A 22515-nucleotide genomic window follows, 5' to 3' on the forward strand; every position below is an offset into this window, starting at 1 on the left:
GGCTATTCGACTCCCATCAGCAGCACGGCCTCCGCCTGGCCGCCGGTGTAGCCGGCCAGCTCCGCCTCGGGGTGCTCCAGCCGCAGCTGGTCCGCGAGCTCCTCGGCGACCCCGGGCGGCGCCGCGGCCCCGCTCAGCACCGTCACCAGCTCGCCGCCCAGCGCCAGCATCCGGTTGAGCACCTTCATCGCGGCCGCGACCAGGTTCGTCTCCGACGCGGGCGCGGGCTCGATCAGCACCACCTCGTCGTCGACCAGGCCGACGACGTCACCGGACTGGGCCCGGCCCACCCAGGTTAGCGACTCCTCGCGCGCGATCCGCAGTTCGCCACGCCTGGTCGCGGCGGCCGCTTCGGCCATCGCGACGACGTCGTCGTTGGTGCGGCGCCCGGCGTCGTGCACGGCGAGGGCGGCCAGCACCTGCACCGGCGACGCGCACGGGATGACCACGACGTCGCGGTCGGCGGCCATCGCGTGCCCGGCCGCGACGTCGGCCGCCGCGGTGAGCGCGACGCTGCCCGGCAGCACCGTGACGTGCCGCCCGGCGGCCTCGTTGAGCAGGCCGATCACGTCCTCGACGCTCGGCGTCTCGCCTTCGGGCACGGCCAGGACCGGGATGCTCTCGGCGCGCAGCAGCTCGGCGAGCCCGCCGCCGTGCACGACGGCGACGACCGTCCGGTCGATCCCGCCGCCGGGCTCGATCGGCGTCGGGGTGAGCAGCGGCTCGACGCGGATCCTGCGCGGCCGGCCCAGCGCGAGCCCGGCTTCGATGGCGGCGCCGATGTCGGCGCAGTGGACGTGCACGGCGTGGCTGCCCGAGCCGTCGCCGGCCACCGTGACGCTGTCGCCGAGGCCGCTCAGCTCCTTGCGCAGGGTCGGCAGGCTCGCCTCCTCGACGCCGTCGAGGAGGTACATGACCTCCCAGGCGTAGGCCTGTTCTTCGGCCGTGGGCACTTCCAGCGCGTGGTCCCGTTCGAGCGCGGTGCCGGTGAGCACCCCGACCAGGGCGTCGAGGACGGCGACGAGCCCACGGGCGCCGGCGTCGACGACCCCGGCCCTGGCCAGTGCGGGCAGCTGCAGCGGAGTCTTCTCGAGGGCGTGCGCGGCTTCCTTCGCGGCCGCCAGGGCGACCTCGGTCAGCGACCGGGTGTCCCCGCGCACGGCGAGGGCGACGGCGTGCAGCACGGTGAGGATGGTCCCGGCGACCGGGCGGCTCACGGCGCCGGTGGCGACCTCGTCGGCGTGTCCGAGCGCCTGGGCCAGCCACGCGCCGTCCAGGTCGCCTTCGGCGCGGTCGGCCAGCCCGCGCACGACCTGGGAGAGGATCACGCCGGAGTTGCCCTTGGCCGAGGCGACGGCGCCGCGGGCGAGGATCTTCAGCGCTTCGGGGGCGGACTCCGGCTCGGCGGTGTCGAGCGCGGCGGCCGCGCCGGTCATGGTGAAGAGCATGTTGGAGCCGGTGTCGGAGTCCGCGACGGGGTAGACGTTGATCTCGTTGATGGCCGGCCGCAGGCTCGCCAGGCTGTGCACACAACCCGCAGCCCAGGCCGACACCGCCGCCGTGTCCAGCACCCGCACCCCGTAACCTCCTGACCGATCTCGGGCAGGGTATCGACCCGGTGCGTCACTCCGCTGAGCCACTGGTTACTATGGTCGAGTTGCCCAGTGCATCTGGGCTCATTTCTATGACCCAGATCCAAAGGAGTTCGACGTGGCTGCCGTGTGCGACGTCTGTGGCAAGGGACCCGGCTTCGGCAAGTCGGTCTCGCACTCCCACCGCCGTACCAACCGCCGGTGGAACCCGAACATCCAGACCGTCCACGCCAAGGTGGGTGTGTCCCAGCGCAAGCGCCTGAACGTGTGCACCTCGTGCATCAAGGCGGGCAAGGTCGTTCGCGGCTGAGGCGAGAAGAGTTCGAAAATGGCGGGTGCTCCTCGGAGCACCCGCCATTTTTTACGTCTACTTCAAGAAGTCCAGGAGGAGCGGCTTCAGCGCCTCCGGGAACGCGAGCACGCCGTGGTCCTGCCCCTTCAGGACCTCGTGACGGGCTCCTGGGATGGCTTCGGCGGCCACGCGGGCGCCGGCCTTGAGCGGCTCCGGGCTCGCGCCGCCGCCGATCACCAGCGTCGGGGCCGTGATGCGGGCCAGGTGGTCCAGGCGGGGGCGGCCGCCCGGGCCGCAGATCGTCAGGTCGTACGGGAGCGTGTGCGCGAGCGCCGTCAGCCCGGCCCACGCCGGGGACGCCTTGATCCCGTCGAGCATCGCCTCCGGGGTGCCCGCGAGCACCAGGAACGTCGCCACCGCGCCGTCACGGTCCCCCGCCGCGAGCTGCGCGCGCACCTCGTCCAGGACGTCGGGCCGGTCTTCCTCCGGGGTCGCGTACGGCGGCTCGTACGCCACCAGCTTCTCGATCGGCAGTCCGGCGGCCGCCGCTTCCAGGGCGAGGACCGCCCCCGACGAGTGCCCGAACACCGAAGCCGCGCCGCCGGCGTGCGCGATCAGCGCCGCGACGTCCTCGACCTCCCGGTCCACCGTGTACGCCGACGTGTCACCGCTGTCGCCGCGGCCACGCCGGTCGTAGGTGATGGCCGTGAAGTCCGTGGCCAGCACTTCGGCCAGGCCGGCGACCGTCGTGCGGTCGTTGAACGCGCCGCCGATCAGGATCACCGGCGCGCCGCTGCCGCGCTGCTCGAAGAAGAGGGAAGTGCCGTCGGCCGATGTGACGTTCATGTGTCCTCCAGGGTCCGTTTCCCCTTGGTCGGAGCCGCCACCGGCGATCCGGACACCGAACCTACGGGAGTTTCCAGTCGACCGGCGTCGCGCCCTGCTGCTCCAGGAGCTGGTTGGCCCGGCTGAACGGCCGTGACCCGAAGAAGCCGTTGTGCGCCGAGAGCGGGCTCGGGTGCGCCGACTCGATGCACGGGACCTCGCCGAGCATCGGGCGCAGGTTGCGGGCGTTGCGGCCCCACAGGATCGCGACCATCGGCTCCGACCGGGCCGCGAGGGCCTTGATCGCCTGCTCGGTGACGTCTTCCCAGCCCTTGCCCTGGTGCGAGTTCGACTTGCCCGGCTGCACCGTCAGGGCCCTGTTGAGCAGCAGGACGCCCTGGTCGGCCCACGGCGTCAGGTCGCCGTTGGCCGGCAGCGGGTGGCCGAGGTCCTCGGCGTACTCCTTGTAGATGTTGACCAGGCTCTTCGGGATCGGCCGGACGTCCGGCGCCACCGAGAAGCTCAGGCCCACGGCGTGCCCGGGCGTCGGGTACGGGTCCTGGCCGACGATCAGCACCCGGACGTCGTGGAACGGCTGCTTGAACGCCCGCAGCACGTGCTCACCCGCCGGCAGGTAGGTCCGGCCCGCGGCGATCTCCGCGCGGAGGAACTCCCCCATCGCGGCGACCTGCGGCGCCACCGGTGCGAGGGCCTGCGCCCAGCCTGCCTCGACGATGTCCTCAAGCGGTCGTGCGGTCACGGCGCGCGAGCTTACCGGGCGTGGCCGGCGTCACCCGCGCGGGTCGAGGCGCCGCAGCTCGGCGCGGAACCGCTGCCCCCGCTGGACGTACGAATCGACGACGAGGGCGATGTTCTCCGCGCTGAACGACTTGTTCTCCCGCGTCTTCGCCGGCACCCCGAGCGCGATCTCCCCGGTCTTCACGTGTGACCCGTACGACAGCACCGCGCCGGCGCCGACCATGCCGCCGTCCTCGATCACCGAGCCGTTGAGGACGACCGAACCGGACGCGATCAGGCAGCCGGTGCCGATCGTCGCGCCCTCGACGTGCACCGAGTGCCCGATCGCCGACGACGGCCCGAGGATCGTCGGGTGCCGCTCGGTGCAGTGCAGGACACAGCCGTCCTGGACGTTCGACCGCTCGCCGATCTCGATGTACCCGTGGTCGCCGCGCAGGACGGTCTGCGGCCACACCGACGCGAACGCGCCGATCCGGACGTCGCCGATCACCGTCGCGTCCGGGTGGACGTAGGCGTCGGGGTGGATCGTCGGCTCGAGCTCACCGAGTGCGTAAATGGCCATGCCGCCTCCGGGTGACTGCGGTTTCACGTGCGGTGCGATTGGATCACGGCATCACCGCGAACCGGAAAGCCAGTACCGGGAGCACCGCCCTCGTGCTCCTGCTCGTCGTGGTGACCTGGGTGCTCAGCCTGCCGACGGCGTCGCCCGCCCGGGCGAACGGCCTGGCCGCGACCCCGCCGATGGGCTGGAACAGCTGGAACCAGGTCCGCTGCTACGACCTCACCGAGGACGTCGTCAAGCGCGCGGCCGACGCGCTCGCGGACACCGGGCTGCGCGACGCCGGCTACCGCTACGTCGTCGTCGACGACTGCTGGCAGGCGCCGAAACGCGCCGCCGACGGCTCGCTGGAAGCCGATCCGGCGCGGTTCCCGCACGGCATCGCCGACCTCGCCGACTACGTGCACTCCCGCGGCCTGCTCTTCGGCATCTATTCGGCGCCCGGCAGCCGGACGTGCGCGATGGCGAACGACGCCTACCCGGCGGCCGGCATCGGCTCGCTGGGCCACGAGCGCCAGGACGCCGAGACGTTCGACCGCTGGGGTGTCGACTACCTCAAGTACGACTGGTGCAACGCCGACACCGTCGACGGCCTCGACCGGAAGACGGCGTTCGAGAAGATGCGCGACGAGCTCGCCGCGCTGCCCCGCCCGATCGTCTACGCGATCTCCGAGTACGGCGTCTCGAGCCCGTGGACCTGGGCGCGGCCGGTCGCGAACCTGTGGCGGACGACGAACGACCTGGTCGCGACCTGGGACTCGGTGCTCACGACGATCGACCAGCAGGCCGCCGTCGCGACCCACAGCGGCGCCCCGGGCGGCTGGAACGACCCGGACATGCTGCAGGTCGGCAACGGCACCCTCACCGCGGACGAGGCCCGCGCGCACTTCAGCGTCTGGGCGGTGCTGAACGCACCGCTGTTCGCGGGGACCGACCCGGCGAAGCTGAGCGACGCCGACCTCGCGACGCTGGGCAACCCCGAGGCGATCGCCGTCGACCAGGACTTCGCGGGCGGCCAGGGCCGCCGGCTCGCCGCCGGCGCGGGTCACCAGGTGTGGGGGAAACCGCTTTCCGGCGGCGGGTTCGCGGTGGTGCTGCTCAACACCGGCACCACCACCGCGACCGTGTCCGCGGACGTCCCGGGCTCGTGGAACGTCCGGGACCTGTGGGCGCACAGGGACGTCGGGAGCGACGTCTCCGCGGTGCTGCGCCCGCACTCCGCGGCCCTGCTGAAGCTCACACCGAAGTGAGGTCCTTGCCGTAGCAGCGGCTCGACTCTTCGCCCTTGTACACGCCGAACTTCGGGATCTCGGCATAGCCCGACGACGTGTACAGCGCGATGGCTTCGGGCTGCTTGGTCCCGGTCTCCAGGATCGCGCGCTTGCGGCCGCACAGCGCCGCCGTGCGCTCCAGCTCGGACAGGATCATCCGCGCGAACCCGCGGCCACGGGCGGAATCGGCGACGTACATCCGCTTGAACTCGGCGTCGCCGTCCCGGAAGTCCGGCGCCGGGCCGTCGTGCGCGCGCCAGGCGCCACAGGCGACCGCTTCCTCGCCCTGGTAACCGACCAGGAAAACGCCCTGCGGGGGATCGAAGTCCGCCGGGCTCATCGGGGTGGCGTCTTCGTCGCCGTAGCGCTCGACGTACACCTGCTGCACCGCGGCCATGAGCTTGGCCGCGTCGGGGTGGTCGTAGGGGACCGGAACGATTCTCACGTCCGCCGACTTTAGTTCAGCGCCAGTGGGTCCATCCGGCTTCTCGGGTAAAAGGCTTGCCGTCCACGGTGATCCCGGAATCCGCCATCGTCACGACACCGATCGTGCGCCAACCTTCCGGCAGCTCGGCGAACGGCGGGAACGTGGCAACGAGAGCGTGATCCTCCCCACCGGTGAGCACCCAGTCCAGCGGATCGGCGCCGAGCGCTGCGCCGACTTCGGTGAGCCGCGCGGGCACGTCGAGGTCGGCAGTACGGACGTCGATCCCGACACCGGAGGCTTCCCCGATGTGCGCGAGGTCGGCGAGCAGGCCGTCCGAGACGTCGATCATGGCCGTGGCCCCGGCCAGCGCCGCACGGGGACCGGCCTCGTAGGGCGGCTCAGGGCAGCGCTGGGCGTTGACCACGCCGACCGGCGACCGGAACCCGCGACCCAGCACGGCCAGCCCGGCCGCGGCCCAGCCGAGCCGTCCGCAGACCGCGAGGACGTCGCCGGGCCGGGCGCCCGAGCGCGTCACCGGCTCGCGGTCGCCCAGGTCGCCGAGCGCCGTGACACTGATCACGAGCTGGTCGGCGCGGACCATGTCACCCCCGGAGACGCCGATGCCGGCGCGCTCGGCCTCGGCCCACATGCCGTCGGCCAGCGCGGTGACGACCTCGCGCGGGGTGTCCGGCGGGCAGGCGAGGCCGACCAGGACGGACGTCGGGGTGGCGCCCATGGCGGCGATGTCGGCCAGGTTGACCGCGACGGCCTTGCGCCCGACGTGCCCGGGCGGCGACCAGTCGAGCCGGAAGTGGACCCCCTGCACGAGGACGTCGGTGCTGGCGACCACCCGGCCGTCGGGCGCGGCGACGACGGCGGCGTCGTCCCCCGGCCCGAGCAGCGTGCCGGGTGGCTGGCGCCGTCCTTCGGTGACGGCGCGGATGAGCGCGAACTCGCCGGTCTCGGCGACCGTTGCGTCGTTCGGTGACACCGGTCACCTCTGCTTTCTCCACCGGGACAAAGATCGATCACCGATAGTCGGATGGCCTATGTTTTTCCGTGAGCTGGCGATACGTTCCTACCTTGAGCCGACCGATCCCGACGAAAGGGCGCGCCGTGGTCCACGCATACATCCTCATCCAGACCGAGGTCGGCAAGGCGGCCGCGGTGGCGGCCGAGATCTCCAGCATCCCGGGTGTCACCAGTTCGGAGGATGTCACCGGACCGTACGACGTGATCGTCCGCGCGGCCGCCGACAGCGTCGACCAGCTGGGCCAGCTCGTGGTCGCGAAGGTGCAGAACGTCGAGGGCATCACGCGGACGCTGACCTGCCCGGTGGTCCATCTCTGAGCAGTGTCGTTCCTGGGGGGCCGACCCCCCAGACCCCCCGAAACTGCGTCAGTGGTGTAGTGGTCGGGTGCCTGAATCCGACACCGGCGCGCCACCCCGCGTGGTGCTCGTCACCGCAGCCGCGCTCGCCGTCGCCCTGGCGGTCGCCGTCGCCGTGTTCGCGCTGACCCACCGCTCTTCGGAGCCGGAGGCCGGCCCGCTGCCGCTCGTCCCGGTACCCGCCCCCGAGGCGGGAGCCCCGGCGTGCACGACACTGCTGGGCGCGGTCCCGACGGAGCTGACGTCGAACGGCACCGCGCTGAAGGTCCGTTCACTGGCTTCCCCGGCCCCGCCGGCGACGGTCGCCTGGGGTGACCAGGAGCCGCTGGTCCTGCGCTGCGGCCTGGGCCGCCCCCCGGAACTGACCCCGACGGCGGCCCTGCGCCTGGTGAACAAGGTCCAGTGGCTCCAGGTCCCGGGCGACGGCGCGTCGACGTGGTACGTGGTGGACCGCGAGGTCTACGCGGCGCTGACCGTGCCGGACAGCGCCGGGACGGGACCGCTGCAGCAGATCTCGGACACCGTGGCGGCGAAGCTGCCGGTCAGGCCGCTGCGGTTCTCCTGAGGCTCAGCGCAGGCCGGTGCCCCGGGCGACCGCCGTCTCGATGAGCGTGGTCAGCAGCGTCGCGTAGTCCACGCCGGTGACCTCCCACATCTTCGGGTAGGCCGACTTCGTCGTGAAGCCCGGCATCGTGTTGACCTCGTTGATGGTCAGCTCGCCGTCCTCGCCGACGAAGAAGTCGACGCGGGCCAGGCCCTGGCAGTCCAGCGCGCGGAACGCCGCCACCGCCATCGCGCGGAGCTTCTCGGTGAGGGCGTCGTCGAGCTTGGCCGGGATGTCCAGCTCGGCGTCGTCGCCGAGGTACTTGGTTTCGAAGTCGTACCAGGCGTCCTCGTCCTCGGACAGCACCCGGATCTCGGCCGGCAGCGACGCCTCGACGCGGCCGTCCGGGAACTCGAGGACACCGCACTCGACCTCGCGGCCGACGACCGCCGCCTCCACGAGGACCTTCGGGTCGGTCGCGCGGGCCAGCTCGATGGCCGGGTCCAGGTCGGCCCAGGACGCGACGCGCGAGATGCCCACCGACGAACCCGCGCGCGACGGCTTGACGAACACCGGCAGACCCAGCCGGGCGCGGTCGGTGTCGTCCAAAGTGGACTGGTCACGGCGGAGCGCGGCGAAGGTGCCGACCGGAAGCCCTTCCGCGGCAAGGAGTTTCTTCGCCGTCTCCTTGTCCATGGCGGCCGCGCTGGCCAGCACCCCGGGGCCGACGTACGGGATTCCCGCGAGCTCGAGGAGGCCCTGGATGGTGCCGTCCTCGCCGAAGGCGCCGTGCAGCACCGGGAAGACGACGTCCACCTGGGACAGCAGCTCGCTTTCGCGACCGGGCTCGACGGCCACGAGGCCCTGGCTCGACGGGTCGCCGGCGAGGACGAGACCCTTGCCGTCGTCGACGGACGGGAGTTCGCGGCCGCGGATGGCGAGCTGGGCGGAGTCGCCGGTGCCGAGCACCCAGCGGCCTTCGCGGGTGATCCCGACCGGCACCGCCTCGAACCGCTCCGGGTCGAGGTTGCCCAGCACACTGCCCGCGGACAGGCACGAGATCGTGTGCTCGCTGCTGCGCCCGCCGAACACGACCGCCACCCGGATCTTCTCGCTCATGGTGAGCCACCGTACCCGGTGACCTCGGCGAACAGCCGAGCCCCGTGCGCCGGACGGACCGCCGCGAGCGGTGAGCGCAACCTGCCCGGGCGGTCTCGCGTCTGATACGTCGAGGGACGGCTGGGCCCGGAAGACGAGCCATCGCGCGGCCGGCTTGGGCCCGGAATACGAACCAACGCCCGGCCAGCTTGGGCCCGGAACACGAGCCAACGCCCGGCCGGCTTGGGCGCGGAACACGAACCATCCCCCGGCCGACTTGGGCCCGGAACACGAACCATCCCCCGGCCGGCTTGGGCCCGGAACACGAGCCACCACCCGGCCGGCTTGGGCCCGCCCTCCTTGGGCGGGCTTCCGGCAAAGTCGGATTCGCGCGGCCGAGCTGCCGTCGGCGACTGCCACCCCTGCGGCGGCGGGCCGCGTCTCAGCTCGCTCCGACCGCCACCTTTGTGTCGCAAACCGGGTACCGGACCGTGCCGGGGCTCAGGATGCCGCAATGTCGTTCGAGAGTCCGGTCGCGATGGTGCGAGTGACTCATTCATCTCATTTGAGCAGCCACCGCACCGGTGTCCCCTGCGGCGCCCCCGACCGGCCAGGGCCCGCCCTCCCTGGGGGCCCCCGCCTGACCCAGCGTATCGGCGAGGACCGACACAAAGCCGCGAAAGCCGGTTCCCGAAGCCACGTTGTCCACATCACGACCGGGCTGTGGACAACAGCGCACGGGATCACCGCAGCAGCGACACCAACGTCGGCAACGCCGCCACCAACGCGTCCCGCGCACACCCCGCGTACCCGATCGCCACCCCGTGCGCCGTCGGCGTCCCCGCGAAGTGCCGGGCCAGCCCGTCCAACCGAATGCCCCTCCGCTCGGCAGCGGCGATCACCGACGTCTCCACCTCGGCCGACGCGAACGGCACCACCAGGTGCGCCCCCGCGTCGTCACCGCGGACCGGAACATCAGCCGCCGCCAGGGCGCCCGCCAGCAACGTCCGCCGCTCCGCCATCTCGCGACGCAGTTTGCGCAGGTGACGGCCCAGATCCCCATTGCGGGCGAACTCGTACAGCACCCGCTGCCCCGCCGGGGACGGCCGCGTGCCCGTCAGGTCGCGGTAGGCCAGCACCGCCGACGTGATCGCCTCCGGCGCCACCATCCAGCCCGCGCCCAGCGTCGGCGTGAGGATCTTCGACGTCGTCCCGAGATGCGCCACGACGTCGGGCGCCAACGCGGCCAGCATCGGCAGCGGCGCAACGTCGAAGCGCAGTTCGCCGTCGTAGTCGTCCTCGATCACCAGCATCGACGACGCCCGCGCCAGCTCGACCAGCGAAACCCGGCGCGCCGCGCTCAGCCGGCTGCCCATCGGGTACTGGTGCGCCGGCGAGCAGTACACCGCCCGCGCGCCCGCCGGGATCGCGTCCGGGCGCAACCCTTCGAGATCCACCGGGACCCCGACCACCCGCATGCCCGCCCGCAGGAACGCCTGCACCGCACGCTGGTACCCGGGCTCCTCGACGGCGACGAGGTCCCCGCGCTCCAGCACCGCGGCAGCCAGCTCGACCACGGCGGCGGTCGTCCCGCCGGTCGCCAGCACCGAACCGGCGGCGAGGCCGCGGTGGCGCAGCAGGTGCTCCGACACGGCCGCGCGGTACTCCGGCAGCCCGGCGCGGTGCGCGCGGATGAGCGGGTCCGGGTCGGCCGCGGCGCGCCAGGCTCGGCGCCACGCCGCGCGGTCCAGACCGTCCGCCCACGGCGTGCCGGGACCCAGGTCGAGCAATGACGGCGTCTCGGCTTCGGGCGTCGGGACGGCGGGGGTCGGCACCTCGGCCGAGGACACCGAAGGCGGCGTCGTCACGTACGTGCCGGAGCCGTGCCGCCCGGCGATCCAGCCCTCGGCGTGGAGCTGCTCGTACGCCGCCGACGTCACCGTGCGGCTGACGTTGAGCCGGCTGGCCAGCGCCCGCGTCGAGGGCAGCCGGTCGCCGCCGCGCAGGTGCCCGGACGCGGCGGCCTCGCGCAGCGCGTCGGCGAGCTGGACGGCGAGCGGCGTGACGGCCGAGCGGTCGAGGCTGACCGGGAGCGCGGTGTCGGCGTGGGACACGGGACCTCCTCAAGTGGACTTCCCAAGTGTACGAGAAGTGGACGTTTTCCGATGCCACTGAGCCGCGAGACGCTGGTCGCATGCTCTCCACCACGCCCCGCACGACGCTCGGCCGCAAGAAGAACCGCGCGGCGACCGACCGCGAAACGCTGTACGAAGTCCTGGACGAGGGCCTGATCTGCCACCTCGGCGTCGTCCGCGACGGCGTGCCGCTGGTCCTCCCGACCGGCTACGGCCGCGACGGCGACACGCTCTACCTGCACGGCTCGACCGGCGCGTCGAGCCTCCGCAGCGCCGCCGGCGACCTCGACGTCTGCGTCACCGTGACGCTGCTCGACGGCATCGTCTACGCGCGCTCGGTGAACAACCACTCGATGAACTACCGCAGCGCGGTGATCTTCGGGAAGGCCCAGCCGGTCGTCGACGCGGAGGCGAAGATGCACGGCCTCAAGGTGCTCACCGACCACCTCGCGCCCGGCTCGTGGGAGCACGCGCGCGACGTCAACGCCAAGGAGTTCGCGGCGGTCAGCGTGCTGTCCCTCGACCTGGCCGAAGCGTCGGTGAAGCTGCGTGCCGAGGGCCCCGACGACGAGCCGGACGACGTCGGCGCGGACGCCGCGTGGGCCGGGGTGCTGCCGGTCCGGACGGTCTTCGGCGAGCCCGAACCGTCCACCGACCTCTCCCCCGGCTGGACGACCCCGCGGCACGTCGCCGAACGCGGCTGAGGCGTCCCTGTCGATCCGCGGGGCCGCCGTTCGTATGAGCGGTGACCGACGGACGAAAGGACACTCGATGCGCGCGCTCAGCGTCACCATGAACGTCACCCTCGACGGGGTCGTGCAGAGCCTCGGCCGCCCCGACGAGGACACCCGCGGCGGCTTCACCCACGGCGGCTGGGGCGGCCGCTACCAGGACGACGTCCTGGCGACGGAGATGGCAGCGGGCATGGCCAAGCCCGGCGACATGCTCTTCGGCCGCCGCACCTGGCAGGACTTCCTCGGCGCGTGGGCCGGGCGGACCGACGGCAACCCGTTCACCAAGCACCTGGACGCCGCCACCAAGTACGTCGCCTCCACCACCCTCGACGACGCCGGGGCGTGGCAGAACTCCGTACTGCTGAAGGGAAACGCGACCCGGACGGTCGCCGAGCTGAAGGCCACGCCCGGCAACGACCTGTCGGTCGTCGGAAGCGCGTCGCTGGTGCGCGCCCTGCACAACGCCGGGCTCGTCGACCACTACGCGCTGCTGATCCACCCGCTGGCCCTCGGCGGCGGCGCACGCCTGTTCCCCGATGCCGGGCCGGTCACCGAGTTCACGCTCACCCGCAGCGTCACGACCACGAAGGGCGTCATCATCGCCTACTACGACCGGGTCAGCGGGCGAGCGGAAGCCTGACCGTGAACACCGTGCGGCCGGGCGCCGACTCGACCGACACCGTGCCCCCGTGGGCGGTGACCAAGGACTGGACCACCGACAGGCCCAGTCCCGTCCCGCCGTTCCCGCGGGTGCGGGAGTCGTCGACGCGGAAGAAGCGGTCGAAGATCCGCTCCTGGTCGGCCGGGCCGATGCCCGGCCCGGCGTCGGTCACCCGGACGACGGTTTCGGAGCCCGACGCCGTCACCGAGAGGTGCACGGCGGTGCCGGGCGGGGTGTGCACGGCCGCGTTGGCCAGCAGGTTGTCGAGCACCTGCCGCAGCCGCACCGGGTCGGCGTCGACCACCGCGGCTTCGGCCGACGTCGTCAGCTGGTGGCCGGGCCGGCCCGCGGTGAACGCGTCCGCCGCGTCGCCGGCCAGCTCGGCCAGGTCGACGCGTTCGGGCCGCAACGGCGTTTCGGCGGCCCGCGCGTCGAGCCGGGCCAGCAGCAGGAGGTCGTCGACGAGCACGGTCATCCGCGCCGTCTCCTCGCGGATCTTCGCCAGGTGCGCTTCCCGCTCCTCGGGTTCGTTCGCCGCGGCGTAGCGGAAGAGGTCGGCGTACCCGCGGATCGACGTCAAGGGTGTGCGCAGCTCGTGGGACGCGTCGGCGACGAACCGGCGCAGCCGCTCGTTCGCCTCGGTCTTCGCCGCCAAGGACGAGTCGATGTGCGCGAGCATCACGTTGAACGCCGTGCGCAGCTCGTCGACCTCCGCGCCGCCGCCGGTGCCGGCCGCGCGCACCGGCAGGTCGGGGTTCGCGGTGAGGTCGTGGGAGGCGATGTCGTGCGCGGTGCCCGCCATGTCGGCCAGCGGGCGCAGGCCGCGGCGCAGCACCAGCCGGCCCACGACCAGCAGCACGGCCAGCGCGAACGCGAACGCGCCGGCCTCGACCCAGATCAGCTGCTGCACGGTCCCGTTCAGGTCCTGCTGCGGCGCGGCGCTCAGCAGCACCGAATCGGTGTCGACCGGGCAGGCGCGCACCCGGTACGGGCCGTCGTCGCGCAGGTAGATGTTGCGGGTGACGTCGCCGCCGAGCGCGTCGACGGCGATCTTCGCCAGCTGCTTGGTGTCCTTGGGCAGCTTGCCGCCCGGCTCGGGCGTCGCGACGCCGTCCCGCACGTGGTAGAGCGCGGAGTACCAGGAGTAGACCGACTGCGGGGAGCCGTGCGTCTCGCGCAGCAGCGGCACCTGGGTGTTCTGGCTCTTGGACAGCTGCTCGTCGAGCCGCCGGTCGAGGTAGCCGTGCATGATCCCGACCGTCGTGACGCCGACGACGGCGAACACCACCAGGGCGAGCGCGCCGAGGCCGAGCGTGATGCGGGTGCCGAGCCGGGTGCGCCGCCAGGCCCCGTACCACCGGCGGAAGAACCCCTTCACCGGTTGACCTGGCGCACGACGTACCCGACGCCGCGCACGGTGTGGATCAGCGGCTCACCCGCGCCCGCGTCGACCTTGCGGCGCAGGTGCGAGATGACCAGTTCGACCACATTGGACCGGCCGCCGAAGTCGTACTCCCAGACGTGGTCGAGGATCTGCGCCTTGGTGAGCACCGACGGCGAGCGGCGCATGAGGTAGCGCAGCAGCTCGTACTCGGTCGGCGTCAGCTCGGCGGGCGGCTGCTCGCCGCGGCGGACCTCGCGGGTGTCCTCGTCGAGCGTCAGGTCCCCGACCTTCAGCACCGCGCCACGCGCGGCGGGCTGGTGCGCGGCCCCGGTGCTGCGCCGCAGGACCGCGCGCAGCCGCGCCATCAGCTCCTCGACGGAAAACGGTTTCACCAGGTAGTCGTCACCCCCGCGGGTGAGCCCGGCGATCCGGTCGGCCGTCGCGTCCTTGGCCGTGAGGAACACCACCGGCACCGCGGTGCCGTTCTCCCGGAGCCGGTCGAGCACGGTGAAGCCGTCCAGGTCGGGCAGCATCAGGTCGAGCACGACGATGTCCGGCGCGAACTCCGCGGCCCGGCTCAGCGCGGCCTTGCCGGACCCGGCCGTGACCGCCTGCCAGCCCTCGTACCGGGCGACGGTGGCGACGAGGTCGGCGATGTGCGGCTCGTCGTCGACGACGAGCAGGCGCACGGGTTCGGTCGGCTGCACCACCCCATCTTCTCCCGGCGGCCGAGTCCCCGGCGACCGGTGGCCGGGGCCGACAGGAATCCGACAGCCGGTACCCAGACTCGCCACAGGCTGCCTGGCGAGGCTGGCCTTCGTGAACCGAACCGAAGGGGGATCCGTGTGACCAGCATGACGCAGACCGCCGAGGCCACGCGCCCGGCGATCCGCCCCCGGATCGCCGCGAAATCCGGCCTCTTCCTTTTCCTGGGCGCCAACGTGGCCGCCGTCACGGTCCTCTTCACCGAGGCCGGGCTCTCGGACAACGTGCTGATCACGATCGGCAGGCTGGCCGGGCTGTACGGCGCACTGGCCATGGCGTTCCAGCTGCTGCTCGTGGCCCGGCTGCCCTGGCTGGACCGGCGGCTGGGGATGGACCGGCTCACCTCGTGGCACCGCTGGACCGGCTTCACGATCCTGTGGACCCTGCTGGCGCACCTGGTGTTCATCACCTTCGGCTACGCGGAGGTCGAGAGCAGCGGCGTCGTCGACGAGCTCGTGGAGATGGCCAACCGGCTCGAGGGAATCCTGCGGGCGCTGGTCGCCTTCGCCGTGATCCTCATCGTCGGCGCGGCTTCGGCGAAGTTCGCGCGCAAGCGGATGGCCTACGAAACCTGGCACTTCGTCCACCTCTACACCTACGCCGCGGTGTTCCTGGCGTTCAGCCACCAGGTCGCGCTCGGCCAGACCTTCACCAGCTCCCCCGCCGCGAAGACGTACTGGTGGGCGCTCTGGCTCGGCGCCGGCGCCGCCGTGCTCGCCGGGCGCGTCGTGCTGCCGCTGTGGCGGAACGTGCGCCACCAGCTGCGGGTCACCGCCGTGGTTTCCGAAGCCCCCGACGTCGTTTCGGTGTACATGACCGGGAAGCACCTGGACAAGATGCCGGCCAAGGCGGGCCAGTTCTTCCTCTGGCGGTTCCTCACGAAGGACCGCTGGTGGCAGGCCAACCCCTTCTCGCTGTCCGCCGCACCCGACGGCCGCACGCTGCGCCTGACCGCGAAGGCGCTCGGCGACTCCAGCGCGTCGCTGCGCTCCCTGCGGGTCGGGACGCGGGTGTTCGCCGAAGGCCCGTACGGCGCTTTCACGACGATCCACCAGCAGCGGCCCGACGCGCTGCTCGTGGCCGGCGGGGTCGGCATCACGCCGATCCGCGCGCTGCTGGAGGACATCGAAGGCCACGTCGTCGTGCTGTACCGGGTGCGCACCCAGGCCGACGCGGTGCTGCTGCCCGAGCTGAACGCGCTGGCCAAGGCCCGCGGCGCGATGGTGAGCGTCCTCACCGGACCCGACCAGGCGGTCGGCCCCCGCGGCACGATGCTCGGCCCGGCGAACCTGCACATGATGGTGCCGGACGTGCACGAGCGCGACGTGTTCGTCTGCGGCCCGCCGGGGATGACCTCGGCCGTGCTGCGCAGCCTCCGGGAGCTGCGGGTGCCGAACCGCCAGGTCCACGCCGAACGTTTCAGCCTCGCGGCCTAGGGGGATTGCTGTGAAGAAGACCATCTTCGTCGTCGCGCTCTCGATCGCGGGGTTCATCGCGGTCTGGCGGTTCGAGCCGGAACCGTTGCGCAGCACCGCTGTCGCGCAGGCGCCGCCGCCGAGCGTCAGCGCACCGTCCACATCGGCCCCTCCGCCGTCGACCGGCACCACCACGTCCACTCCGGACAGTGCAAACGCGACGGTCACGACCCAGGGCACCCCGGAGTCCAGCAGCTACGGCACCGTGCAGGTCCAGGTGACGTTCACCGGTTCCCGGCTCGTCGCCATCACCCTGCTGCAGGCGCCGGACAGTGGCCGCGCCCTCACCGCTCTGCCGCGCCTGCAGGACGAGGCGATCCAGGCGCAGGGGGCCGGCATCGACACGATCACGGGCGCGACCGAGACCAGCGAGTCGTACAAGACGTCGCTGCAGGCCGCCATCGACGCGAGAGGCAGCAGATGACGACGCGCGTCGACCAGGTGATGGGCCTGCCGATCTCGCTCGACCTGCGGGACGAAGAAGATTTCAGCGAGGTCGTGGACGAGGTCTTCGCCTGGTTCCGCGACGTCGACACGCGGTTCTCCCCGTTCAAGGAGGACAGCGAGGTCAGCCGCTACGACCGCGGCGAGCTGACGGCGGCCGAGCTGAGCGACGACCTCCTGGAGGTGCTGGAGCTCTGCGCGTACTACGAGCAGCTCTCCGGCGGCGCGTTCCGCGCGCGGCTGCCCGGCCGCGGCCTCGACCCGTGCGCGGTGGTGAAGGGCTGGGCGGTGCAGCGCGCCGCCGACCTGCTCAAGGCCGAGGGCGCGACGACGTTCTGCCTCAACGCCGGCGGCGACGTCGTCACCGCGGGCGAGCCGGAACCCGGCCGTCCGTGGCGGGTCGGCGTGCGTCACCCCGAGCAGCCCCTCGCCGTGTGCGCGGTGCTGGAGTCGCGCAACGGCGCGATCGCGACGTCGGCCGCCTACGAGCGCGGCTCGCACATCCTCGACGGCCGCTCGGGCGCCCCCGCGACCGGGCTGATGAGCGTCACGGTCGTGGCCGGGGACCTGGTCACCGCCGACGCGCTGGCCACCGCGGCGTTCGCGATGGGCGCCGAGGGCATCACGTGGGCGGCCGACCGGCCGGACTGCGAGATCCTCATCGTCGACGACAGCCGGCGGGTGCACCGGACCGCGGGACTCGCCCTGGCTTCCTGACGGCGTCGCCCAAAACCGGTCGCCTCCGCGCGGGCGCTCGGCCAGACTCGGGGCATGCCTTCCGCCGTGTTGCACGTGTCCGTCGACTGCGCCGATCCCTACACGCTCTGCCAGTTCTGGAGCCAGGTCACCGGGAAACCCATCCCGGACATCGACTCCCCCGGTGACGACGAGGTCGGCATCGAGCTCGAAGGCGGGATCGACCTGCTGTTCCTGCGCGTGCCCGAGCCGAAGACGGTGAAGAACCGGCTCCACCTGTGCCTGCGGCCGGACGACCCGCGCGACGAGGAGGTCGACCGGCTGATCGGCCTGGGCGCCACCCTCGTGCACGACCGGCGCAACCCCGACGGCACCGGCTGGGCCGTGCTCGCCGACCCGGAGGGCAACGAGTTCTGCGTGCTGCGCAGCGCGGCCGAGCGCGCGGCGACGTCGTGACGGACTCGTTCGCGGTCAACAAAGCGAACTGGGACGAGCGCGCGGTGCTCCACGCGGCGTCGCCGGACTACCGGTTCGCCGAGCTCACCGCGGATCCGGCGTTCCTCAGTCCCGTGGTGCGCTTCGACCGGCCGCGGCTGGGCGACATCGGCGGCCTCCGCGGGGTGCACCTGCAGTGCCACATCGGCACGGACACGGTGTCGCTCGCCCGGCTGGGCGCGCGGATGTCCGGTTTGGACTTCTCGGGCCCGGCGCTGACCGAAGCGGCGCGGCTGGCGAAGGCGGCGGGCGCGGAGATCGACTTCCACGAGGCGAACGTCTACGACGCCGTCTCGGTGCTGGGCGCGGGCGAGTTCGACCTGGTCTACACCGGGGTCGGCGCGCTGTGCTGGCTGCCGTCGGCGGCTCGCTGGGCCGAGGTGGTCGCGGGCCTGCTGCGCCCAGGCGGGCGGCTGTTCGTCCGCGAAGGACATCCGATGCTGTGGACGCTGGACGAGACGGCCGACCCGGCGTGGCCGCGGTACCCGTACTTCGAGCACGCCGAACCGCTGGTGTTCGACGAACCGGAGTCCTACGTCGAGACCGAGCGGCCGCTGACCCACAGCGTCAGCCACTCGTGGAACCACTCGCTGGGCGAGATCATCACGGCGCTGCTGGACCAGGGTCTGACGCTGACGGCGTTCACCGAGCACGACAGCGTGCCGTGGAACGCGATCCCCGGCCAGATGGAGGCCGACGAGACCGGCAACGAGTGGCGGCTGAAGGACCAGCCGTCGCGCGTGGCCGCGAGCTACACGCTCCAGGCGGTCAAGGCTGCCTAAGGTGGCGGCATGCCCTTGATCGCGGTCGCCACGCTGGGCGGCACCATTTCGATGGCCCCGGACACCGGCGAAGCGGGCGGCGCGGTCCCCCGCCTCGGCGCGGCCGACCTCCTCGGCGGCCTCGGCGACCTGCCGATGGACGTGCTGGCCGAGACCCTGGCGGGCGTCGGCAGCGCGTCGCTGGACTTCGCGACGCTGCTGCGGTGCGTCGACTGGGGGCTGCAGCAGGGGGCGGACGGGTTCGTCGTGGTGCAGGGCACGGACACGCTCGAGGAGACGGCGTACTTCCTGGACCTGCGCTGGCCGTCGGAGATCCCGGTGGTGGTCACCGGCGCGATGCGCCACGCGGGCCTGCTCAGCCCGGACGGCCCGGCCAACCTGCGCAACGCCCTGACGGTGGCGGCCGACCCGCGCAGCCGCGGCCGCGGCGCACTGGTGACGCTGAACGACGACGTGCACGCGGCGCGCTGGGTGCGGAAGGCGCATTCGAGCCACCTGGACGCGTTCTCGTCGGCGCCGGCGGGCCCGCTCGGCATGGTGGTCGAGCACGCGGTGCACTATTTCCATCCATCCCCGCCGCGGCCGCCGGTCCTGACCGGCGACCAGTTCGACGGCCTGGTCCCGGTGGTGGAGGCCGGGCTCGACGATTCCGGCGCGGTGCTGGAGTTCGCGGCGTCCCAGCCGGGAGTGCGCGGCGTGGTGCTGGCGGCAACGGGCGCCGGGCACGTGTCGGCGGGCACTGCCGACGTCGTCGAGCGGCTGCTGGCTTCGCTGCCGGTGGTGGTCGCCTCACGAACGGGAGCGGGCCCGACGCTGCGCTCGACGTACGGCTTCCACGGCTCGGAGTCGAGTCTGATCACGATGGGCGCGACGATGGCAGGCTGGCTGGACGCGCGGAAGGCCCGGATCCTGCTCCAGACCCTGCTGGCGGGCGGCGCGGACCGGGAGACGATCAACCGCGAGTTCCGCCTGCGCGGCGACCTCGACTGAGCCGGGTCAGTGCGGCGGGGTGCTTTCGGTTTTGGCGGACTCCGGCGGGCGGCCGGAACCGCGCCCCGCGTAGTCGGGAGTCAGGACGGACCGGGCCGGGGAACCGTTCGGCGCCTTGGCCTTTCGCGTCTCGCGGTTCCGAGCCGGATCTGGTGAACCCGGCTGGGCGAGCCGCGAGACGAATCCCGGGGCGAACCCGTAGATCACCAGCGCCGCAGGAGCGTCTTTCACGAAGCAGCGTGTTCCAGCAGCTCAACCGCGAGTTCCGCCGACGCGGCGACCTCGACTGAGCCGGGTCAGTCGAGGACCGGGCCGCCCAGCGGGTCGAGGTGGTACGAACGCATCTCGCGCTCCGCGTCGCGGTAGACGTGCACCGAGATCGCCGGGTCCGGGCCGTCGTTGCGGACCTCGTGCACGTACCCCGGCCCGAACACCCGGGACTGGCCCGCCGCGAGCGCGTGCAGCTCGGTGACCGCGCGGCCGCCCGGGGCGCGGCGGGCGACCGCCTCGGTCAGGCGGCCGCTGACCACCGTGAACGCGCCGCTGGCGAACGCGTGGTCGTGCAGGTCGGTGTGCTGGCCCGGCAGCCAGCTCATCAGCCACACCTCCTGCCGCTCGTCCTTCGTGACGAGCGTCGCGAACCGCTCGTCCGGGTCGTAGCGCAGGAGGTGCTTCCAGCGCTCGCGGTCGGCGGCGACCTCCAGCGCGACGCGCACCGGGTGGCGCAGCGCGGGGTTCTCGGGACGCAGCAGGGTGTTGTCGGGAACGGCGAACATGAGGGTCCTCACGGAAGCAGAAAAGGGGTGTCGAACTGGGTCGTGCGGTCGGTCAGCGACAACAGCGACACGCGCACACGACGGCGCAGAGGTCATGGCGACCCCGCAGCTCAGTCATCCCGTGCGCGAACATACGACCAGGTTGGCAGCCACCCCGGAACCGGTCAAGACCTCTCAGCAACCGGGAAGAAGGTCACCTCCGTCAGGACCACTCGTGCTTCTGCGAGCGCCCCAGCAGCTCCGCGCCGGCCCGCCGCGGGTCGACGCCTTCGTGGCAGACGCGGTGCATCGCGTCGGTGATCGGCATGTCGACACCGAGGCTCAGCGCGAGCGCGCGGATCGACGAGCACGACATCACGCCCTCCGCGACCTGCCCACCGGTGGCCGCCTGGGCCTGCTCCAGCGTCTCGCCGCGGCCGAGGCGCTCACCGAAGGTCCGGTTGCGCGAAAGCGGCGACGAGCACGTCGCCACCAGGTCGCCGACCCCGGCGAGCCCGGCGAACGTCAGCGGGTCGGCGCCCAGCTTCGCGCCGAGCCGGGCCATCTCGGCCAGGCCGCGCGTGATCAGCGTCGCCATCGTGTTGGTGCCGAGGCCGAGGCCCGCGGCCATCCCGGTGCTCAGCGCGATGACGTTCTTGCACGCCCCGCCGAGCTCGCAGCCGACGACGTCGGTGTTGGTGTAGGGCCGGAAGTAGGAGTTGGCGCAGGCCCGCTGGATCGCGACGGCGCGCTCGTGGTCGGCGCACGCGAGCACCGCCGCGGCCGGCTGCCCGGCGGCGATCTCCTTGGAGAGGTTCGGCCCGGTGACGACGACGACCTGGTCGGCGGCCATCCCGACGATCTCGCCGATCACCTCGCTCATCCGCTTGAGCGTGCCGAGCTCGACACCCTTGGCGAGGCTGACGAGGATCGCGTCCGGCGGCAGCAGGGGGCGCCACTCCGAGAGGTTCGCCCGCAGGCTTTGGCTGGGCACCCCGAACACGACGGCCTGGGCGCCATCGAGGGCCTTCGTCGGATCGCTGGTGGCGGTGATGTTCTCCGGCAGCACGGTGCCGGGCAGATAGGCGCTGTTGACGTGCCGCTCGCGGACGTCCTCGGCGACCTCCTCGCGGCGCGCCCACATCGTGACGTCACGGCCGGCGTCGCCGAGGACCTTCGCGAAGGCGGTGCCCCAGGAACCGGCGCCGAGCACGGTGACCCGCTGGACGTCGGCGCGCATCAGGCGGGGTCCCCCGGCTTCGCCGGCGGCGGTTCTTCGTGCCGGACCTCGCCGAGCAGCCGGGTCACCTCGTCCATCATGACCTTGGTGACCTCACGCAGCTTCGACGCGCTGCGGACGCTGCCCTCGCGGTAGGCCGAGAGGTCGAGCGGGTCGCCGACGCGGTGGGTGATGGTCTTGCGCGGGAAGGGCTTGAACTTCTTGGTGTAGCCGTTGAAGAGCTCACTGGTGCCCCAGCGCGCGATGGGGATCACGGGGACGTCGTTCTGCAGCGCCAGCCGGGCGGCGCCGGTGAAGGACTCCTTCGGCCAGCCGGCCGGGTCCTTGGTGATGGTGCCCTCGGGGTAGATGACGACGACCTTGCCGTCTTGAAGGGCCTGGTGCGCGGCCTTGAGACTGTCCCCGGCGGCGGCCGAGCCGCGCGAAACCGGGATCTGCCCGGAGCCGACGAAGACCTTCCCGAAGACGGGGGTCCGGGTGAGGCTTTCCTTGCCGAGGAAGCGCGGAACCCGCTTCGCCCGGTGCACAAAAACGGCGTCGACGACGGGATCGAGGTGCGAGATGTGGTTCAGGACGAGCAGCGCGGGCCCCTGCCGCGGCACCTTCTCATCGCCGACGTAGACCCGCCGCGCAATGCCGGTGAGCGGGTAGAACACAGCGGCGGCCAACCCCACCCAGAAGCCGCCCTTCTCACGCCGGGCCACGATCTCCTCCTCCACGTCACACGTCTGCGTCAGATCCTGCCGCGCCGGGGTCGGCGCAGTCCAGGGAGGGTGGGTTCAGCCTGTTCCGCGCAGGCCGAGGGGCCTTTCGGGGGTGACGCCGGGTGCGTGGTTGGTTCCGGTGCGATCGGCGGGGTGGGTTGTCGCGAATGGGTCATTGGGGACGTCCGGCGTCCCGAATGAGTCATTCGCGACCCTCGAGACCCGGCGAGCAGGCAGAGGCTTCCACGGGACCGGCCGGTCGGTTCCTGCGCGATCACCCGAGGTGGGCTGTCGCGAACGGGGCCAGCCGGTCGGTTCCGGTGCGATCGGCGGGGTGGGTTGTCGTGGATCGGTCATCCGCGACACCCGCGGCCCGGGGAGCAGGCAGAGTTCCGCACCCCCACCTGCGGTCCTACCAGCCATCAGCCCCGCCCCAGCAGAGCCCACCCTCCCTGGGGGCCACCCCGTCGTCAGCGTATCGCCCCCCACCGCCAAAACC

The 22515-nt window shown here is 72.4% G+C and carries 25 protein-coding genes; 12 read left to right on the forward strand and 13 right to left on the reverse strand.

The window, feature by feature from the left end; genetic code table 11:
* Positions 1-2 precede the first annotated feature (2 nt).
* Entirely contained in the window at positions 3-1577 is a 1575-nt protein-coding gene (locus ACZ63J_RS43175) for a DAK2 domain-containing protein (RefSeq protein WP_465401597.1), read from the reverse strand.
* 133 nt (positions 1578-1710) lie between these two features.
* Between ACZ63J_RS43175 and rpmB the strand changes: the two genes are divergently transcribed.
* Positions 1711-1902, forward strand: coding sequence for a 50S ribosomal protein L28 (rpmB, locus tag ACZ63J_RS43180; RefSeq protein ID WP_003091970.1), 192 nt, complete (start codon positions 1711-1713; stop codon positions 1900-1902).
* A gap of 57 nt (positions 1903-1959) precedes the next feature.
* On the opposite strand, the gene ACZ63J_RS43185 is transcribed toward rpmB, so the two are convergent.
* The 3 genes from ACZ63J_RS43185 to ACZ63J_RS43195 all read right to left on the reverse strand — a co-directional run bounded on the left by ACZ63J_RS43185 (position 1960) and on the right by ACZ63J_RS43195 (position 4030).
* A complete protein-coding gene (locus ACZ63J_RS43185) occupies positions 1960-2730 on the reverse strand; it encodes an alpha/beta fold hydrolase (protein WP_465401596.1) in 771 nt (256 codons plus the stop codon).
* Between the two features lie 61 nt (positions 2731-2791).
* Complete coding sequence (locus tag ACZ63J_RS43190; protein WP_465401595.1) at positions 2792-3469, reverse strand: uracil-DNA glycosylase; 678 nt, start codon at positions 3467-3469, stop codon at positions 2792-2794.
* A 30-nt stretch (positions 3470-3499) separates the two neighbouring features.
* Positions 3500-4030: a gamma carbonic anhydrase family protein gene (locus tag ACZ63J_RS43195; RefSeq protein WP_465401594.1), complete on the reverse strand. Its 531-nt coding sequence runs from the start codon at positions 4028-4030 to the stop codon at positions 3500-3502.
* 92 nt (positions 4031-4122) lie between these two features.
* On the opposite strand from ACZ63J_RS43195, the gene ACZ63J_RS43200 reads away from it, so the two are divergent.
* Positions 4123-5277: a glycoside hydrolase family 27 protein gene (locus ACZ63J_RS43200; RefSeq protein ID WP_465401593.1), complete on the forward strand. Its 1155-nt coding sequence runs from the start codon at positions 4123-4125 to the stop codon at positions 5275-5277.
* Here the strand turns inward: ACZ63J_RS43200 and ACZ63J_RS43205 are convergent.
* Positions 5264-5743 (reverse strand): GNAT family N-acetyltransferase, encoded by a 480-nt coding sequence (locus ACZ63J_RS43205; RefSeq protein WP_465401592.1) that lies wholly within the window; start codon positions 5741-5743, stop codon positions 5264-5266. The genes ACZ63J_RS43200 and ACZ63J_RS43205 overlap by 14 nt on opposite strands.
* 16 nt (positions 5744-5759) lie before the next feature.
* Positions 5760-6716, reverse strand: a complete 957-nt coding sequence (locus ACZ63J_RS43210) for a thiamine-phosphate kinase (RefSeq protein WP_465401591.1) — start codon at positions 6714-6716, stop codon at positions 5760-5762.
* A 125-nt stretch (positions 6717-6841) separates the two neighbouring features.
* Here ACZ63J_RS43210 and ACZ63J_RS43215 point away from each other — a divergent pair, with 125 nt between their 5' ends.
* Both ACZ63J_RS43215 and ACZ63J_RS43220 read left to right on the forward strand, forming a co-directional pair.
* Entirely contained in the window at positions 6842-7075 is a 234-nt protein-coding gene (locus ACZ63J_RS43215; protein ID WP_125306405.1) for an Lrp/AsnC family transcriptional regulator, read from the forward strand.
* Positions 7076-7142: 67 nt separating this feature from the next.
* Positions 7143-7679 (forward strand): DUF3515 domain-containing protein, encoded by a 537-nt coding sequence (locus tag ACZ63J_RS43220; protein ID WP_465401590.1) that lies wholly within the window; start codon positions 7143-7145, stop codon positions 7677-7679.
* A gap of 3 nt (positions 7680-7682) precedes the next feature.
* On the opposite strand, the gene ACZ63J_RS43225 is transcribed toward ACZ63J_RS43220, so the two are convergent.
* The gene (locus ACZ63J_RS43225) at positions 7683-8777 is read right to left on the reverse strand and encodes a D-alanine--D-alanine ligase family protein (RefSeq protein ID WP_465401589.1); all 1095 of its coding nucleotides are present in this window, start codon (positions 8775-8777) and stop codon (positions 7683-7685) included.
* A 722-nt stretch (positions 8778-9499) separates the two neighbouring features.
* The gene (gene pdxR / locus ACZ63J_RS43230) at positions 9500-10870 is read right to left on the reverse strand and encodes a MocR-like pyridoxine biosynthesis transcription factor PdxR (protein WP_465401588.1); all 1371 of its coding nucleotides are present in this window, start codon (positions 10868-10870) and stop codon (positions 9500-9502) included.
* Between the two features lie 80 nt (positions 10871-10950).
* Between pdxR and ACZ63J_RS43235 the strand changes: the two genes are divergently transcribed.
* Both ACZ63J_RS43235 and ACZ63J_RS43240 read left to right on the forward strand, forming a co-directional pair.
* Positions 10951-11595 carry a pyridoxamine 5'-phosphate oxidase family protein gene (locus ACZ63J_RS43235; RefSeq protein ID WP_465310419.1) on the forward strand — a complete coding sequence of 215 codons (645 nt, stop codon included), beginning with the start codon at positions 10951-10953 and terminating at the stop codon, positions 11593-11595.
* 67 nt (positions 11596-11662) lie between these two features.
* Positions 11663-12265: a dihydrofolate reductase family protein gene (locus ACZ63J_RS43240; protein WP_465401587.1), complete on the forward strand. Its 603-nt coding sequence runs from the start codon at positions 11663-11665 to the stop codon at positions 12263-12265.
* On the opposite strand, the gene ACZ63J_RS43245 is transcribed toward ACZ63J_RS43240, so the two are convergent.
* Entirely contained in the window at positions 12243-13664 is a 1422-nt protein-coding gene (locus tag ACZ63J_RS43245) for a sensor histidine kinase (protein WP_465401586.1), read from the reverse strand. The genes ACZ63J_RS43240 and ACZ63J_RS43245 overlap by 23 nt on opposite strands.
* Positions 13661-14377, reverse strand: coding sequence for a response regulator transcription factor (locus tag ACZ63J_RS43250; protein ID WP_465310729.1), 717 nt, complete (start codon positions 14375-14377; stop codon positions 13661-13663). Before ACZ63J_RS43250 ends, ACZ63J_RS43245 begins: the two co-directional genes overlap by 4 nt.
* Positions 14378-14524: 147 nt before the next feature.
* Here ACZ63J_RS43250 and ACZ63J_RS43255 point away from each other — a divergent pair, with 147 nt between their 5' ends.
* The 6 genes from ACZ63J_RS43255 to ACZ63J_RS43280 are packed head-to-tail and all read left to right on the forward strand — an operon-like array spanning position 14525 to position 19317.
* On the forward strand, positions 14525-15871 hold the full coding sequence (locus ACZ63J_RS43255) for a ferredoxin reductase family protein (RefSeq protein ID WP_465342015.1): 1347 nt from the start codon (positions 14525-14527) through the stop codon (positions 15869-15871).
* Positions 15872-15881: 10 nt separating this feature from the next.
* The gene (locus ACZ63J_RS43260; protein WP_465401585.1) at positions 15882-16334 is read left to right on the forward strand and encodes an FMN-binding protein; all 453 of its coding nucleotides are present in this window, start codon (positions 15882-15884) and stop codon (positions 16332-16334) included.
* Positions 16331-17071, forward strand: coding sequence for an FAD:protein FMN transferase (locus tag ACZ63J_RS43265; protein WP_465401584.1), 741 nt, complete (start codon positions 16331-16333; stop codon positions 17069-17071). The genes ACZ63J_RS43260 and ACZ63J_RS43265 overlap by 4 nt, the downstream gene beginning before the upstream one ends.
* A 54-nt stretch (positions 17072-17125) precedes the next feature.
* On the forward strand, positions 17126-17506 hold the full coding sequence (locus tag ACZ63J_RS43270; protein ID WP_465342008.1) for a VOC family protein: 381 nt from the start codon (positions 17126-17128) through the stop codon (positions 17504-17506).
* Entirely contained in the window at positions 17503-18327 is an 825-nt protein-coding gene (locus ACZ63J_RS43275) for a class I SAM-dependent methyltransferase (protein ID WP_465401583.1), read from the forward strand. The genes ACZ63J_RS43270 and ACZ63J_RS43275 overlap by 4 nt, the downstream gene beginning before the upstream one ends.
* A gap of 9 nt (positions 18328-18336) precedes the next feature.
* Positions 18337-19317, forward strand: a complete 981-nt coding sequence (locus ACZ63J_RS43280) for an asparaginase (RefSeq protein WP_465401582.1) — start codon at positions 18337-18339, stop codon at positions 19315-19317.
* A 296-nt stretch (positions 19318-19613) separates the two neighbouring features.
* Here ACZ63J_RS43280 and ACZ63J_RS43285 read toward each other — a convergent pair whose 3' ends face one another.
* From ACZ63J_RS43285 to ACZ63J_RS43295, 3 genes are all read right to left on the reverse strand, one after another.
* Entirely contained in the window at positions 19614-20093 is a 480-nt protein-coding gene (locus tag ACZ63J_RS43285; RefSeq protein WP_465401797.1) for a cysteine dioxygenase, read from the reverse strand.
* Between the two features lie 202 nt (positions 20094-20295).
* Complete coding sequence (locus ACZ63J_RS43290) at positions 20296-21312, reverse strand: NAD(P)H-dependent glycerol-3-phosphate dehydrogenase (RefSeq protein ID WP_465401581.1); 1017 nt, start codon at positions 21310-21312, stop codon at positions 20296-20298.
* Entirely contained in the window at positions 21312-22031 is a 720-nt protein-coding gene (locus tag ACZ63J_RS43295; protein ID WP_465401580.1) for a lysophospholipid acyltransferase family protein, read from the reverse strand. The genes ACZ63J_RS43290 and ACZ63J_RS43295 overlap by 1 nt, the downstream gene beginning before the upstream one ends.
* Positions 22032-22515: the final 484 nt, after the last annotated feature.

This window comes from Amycolatopsis sp. NPDC104863 (assembly GCF_055582965.1).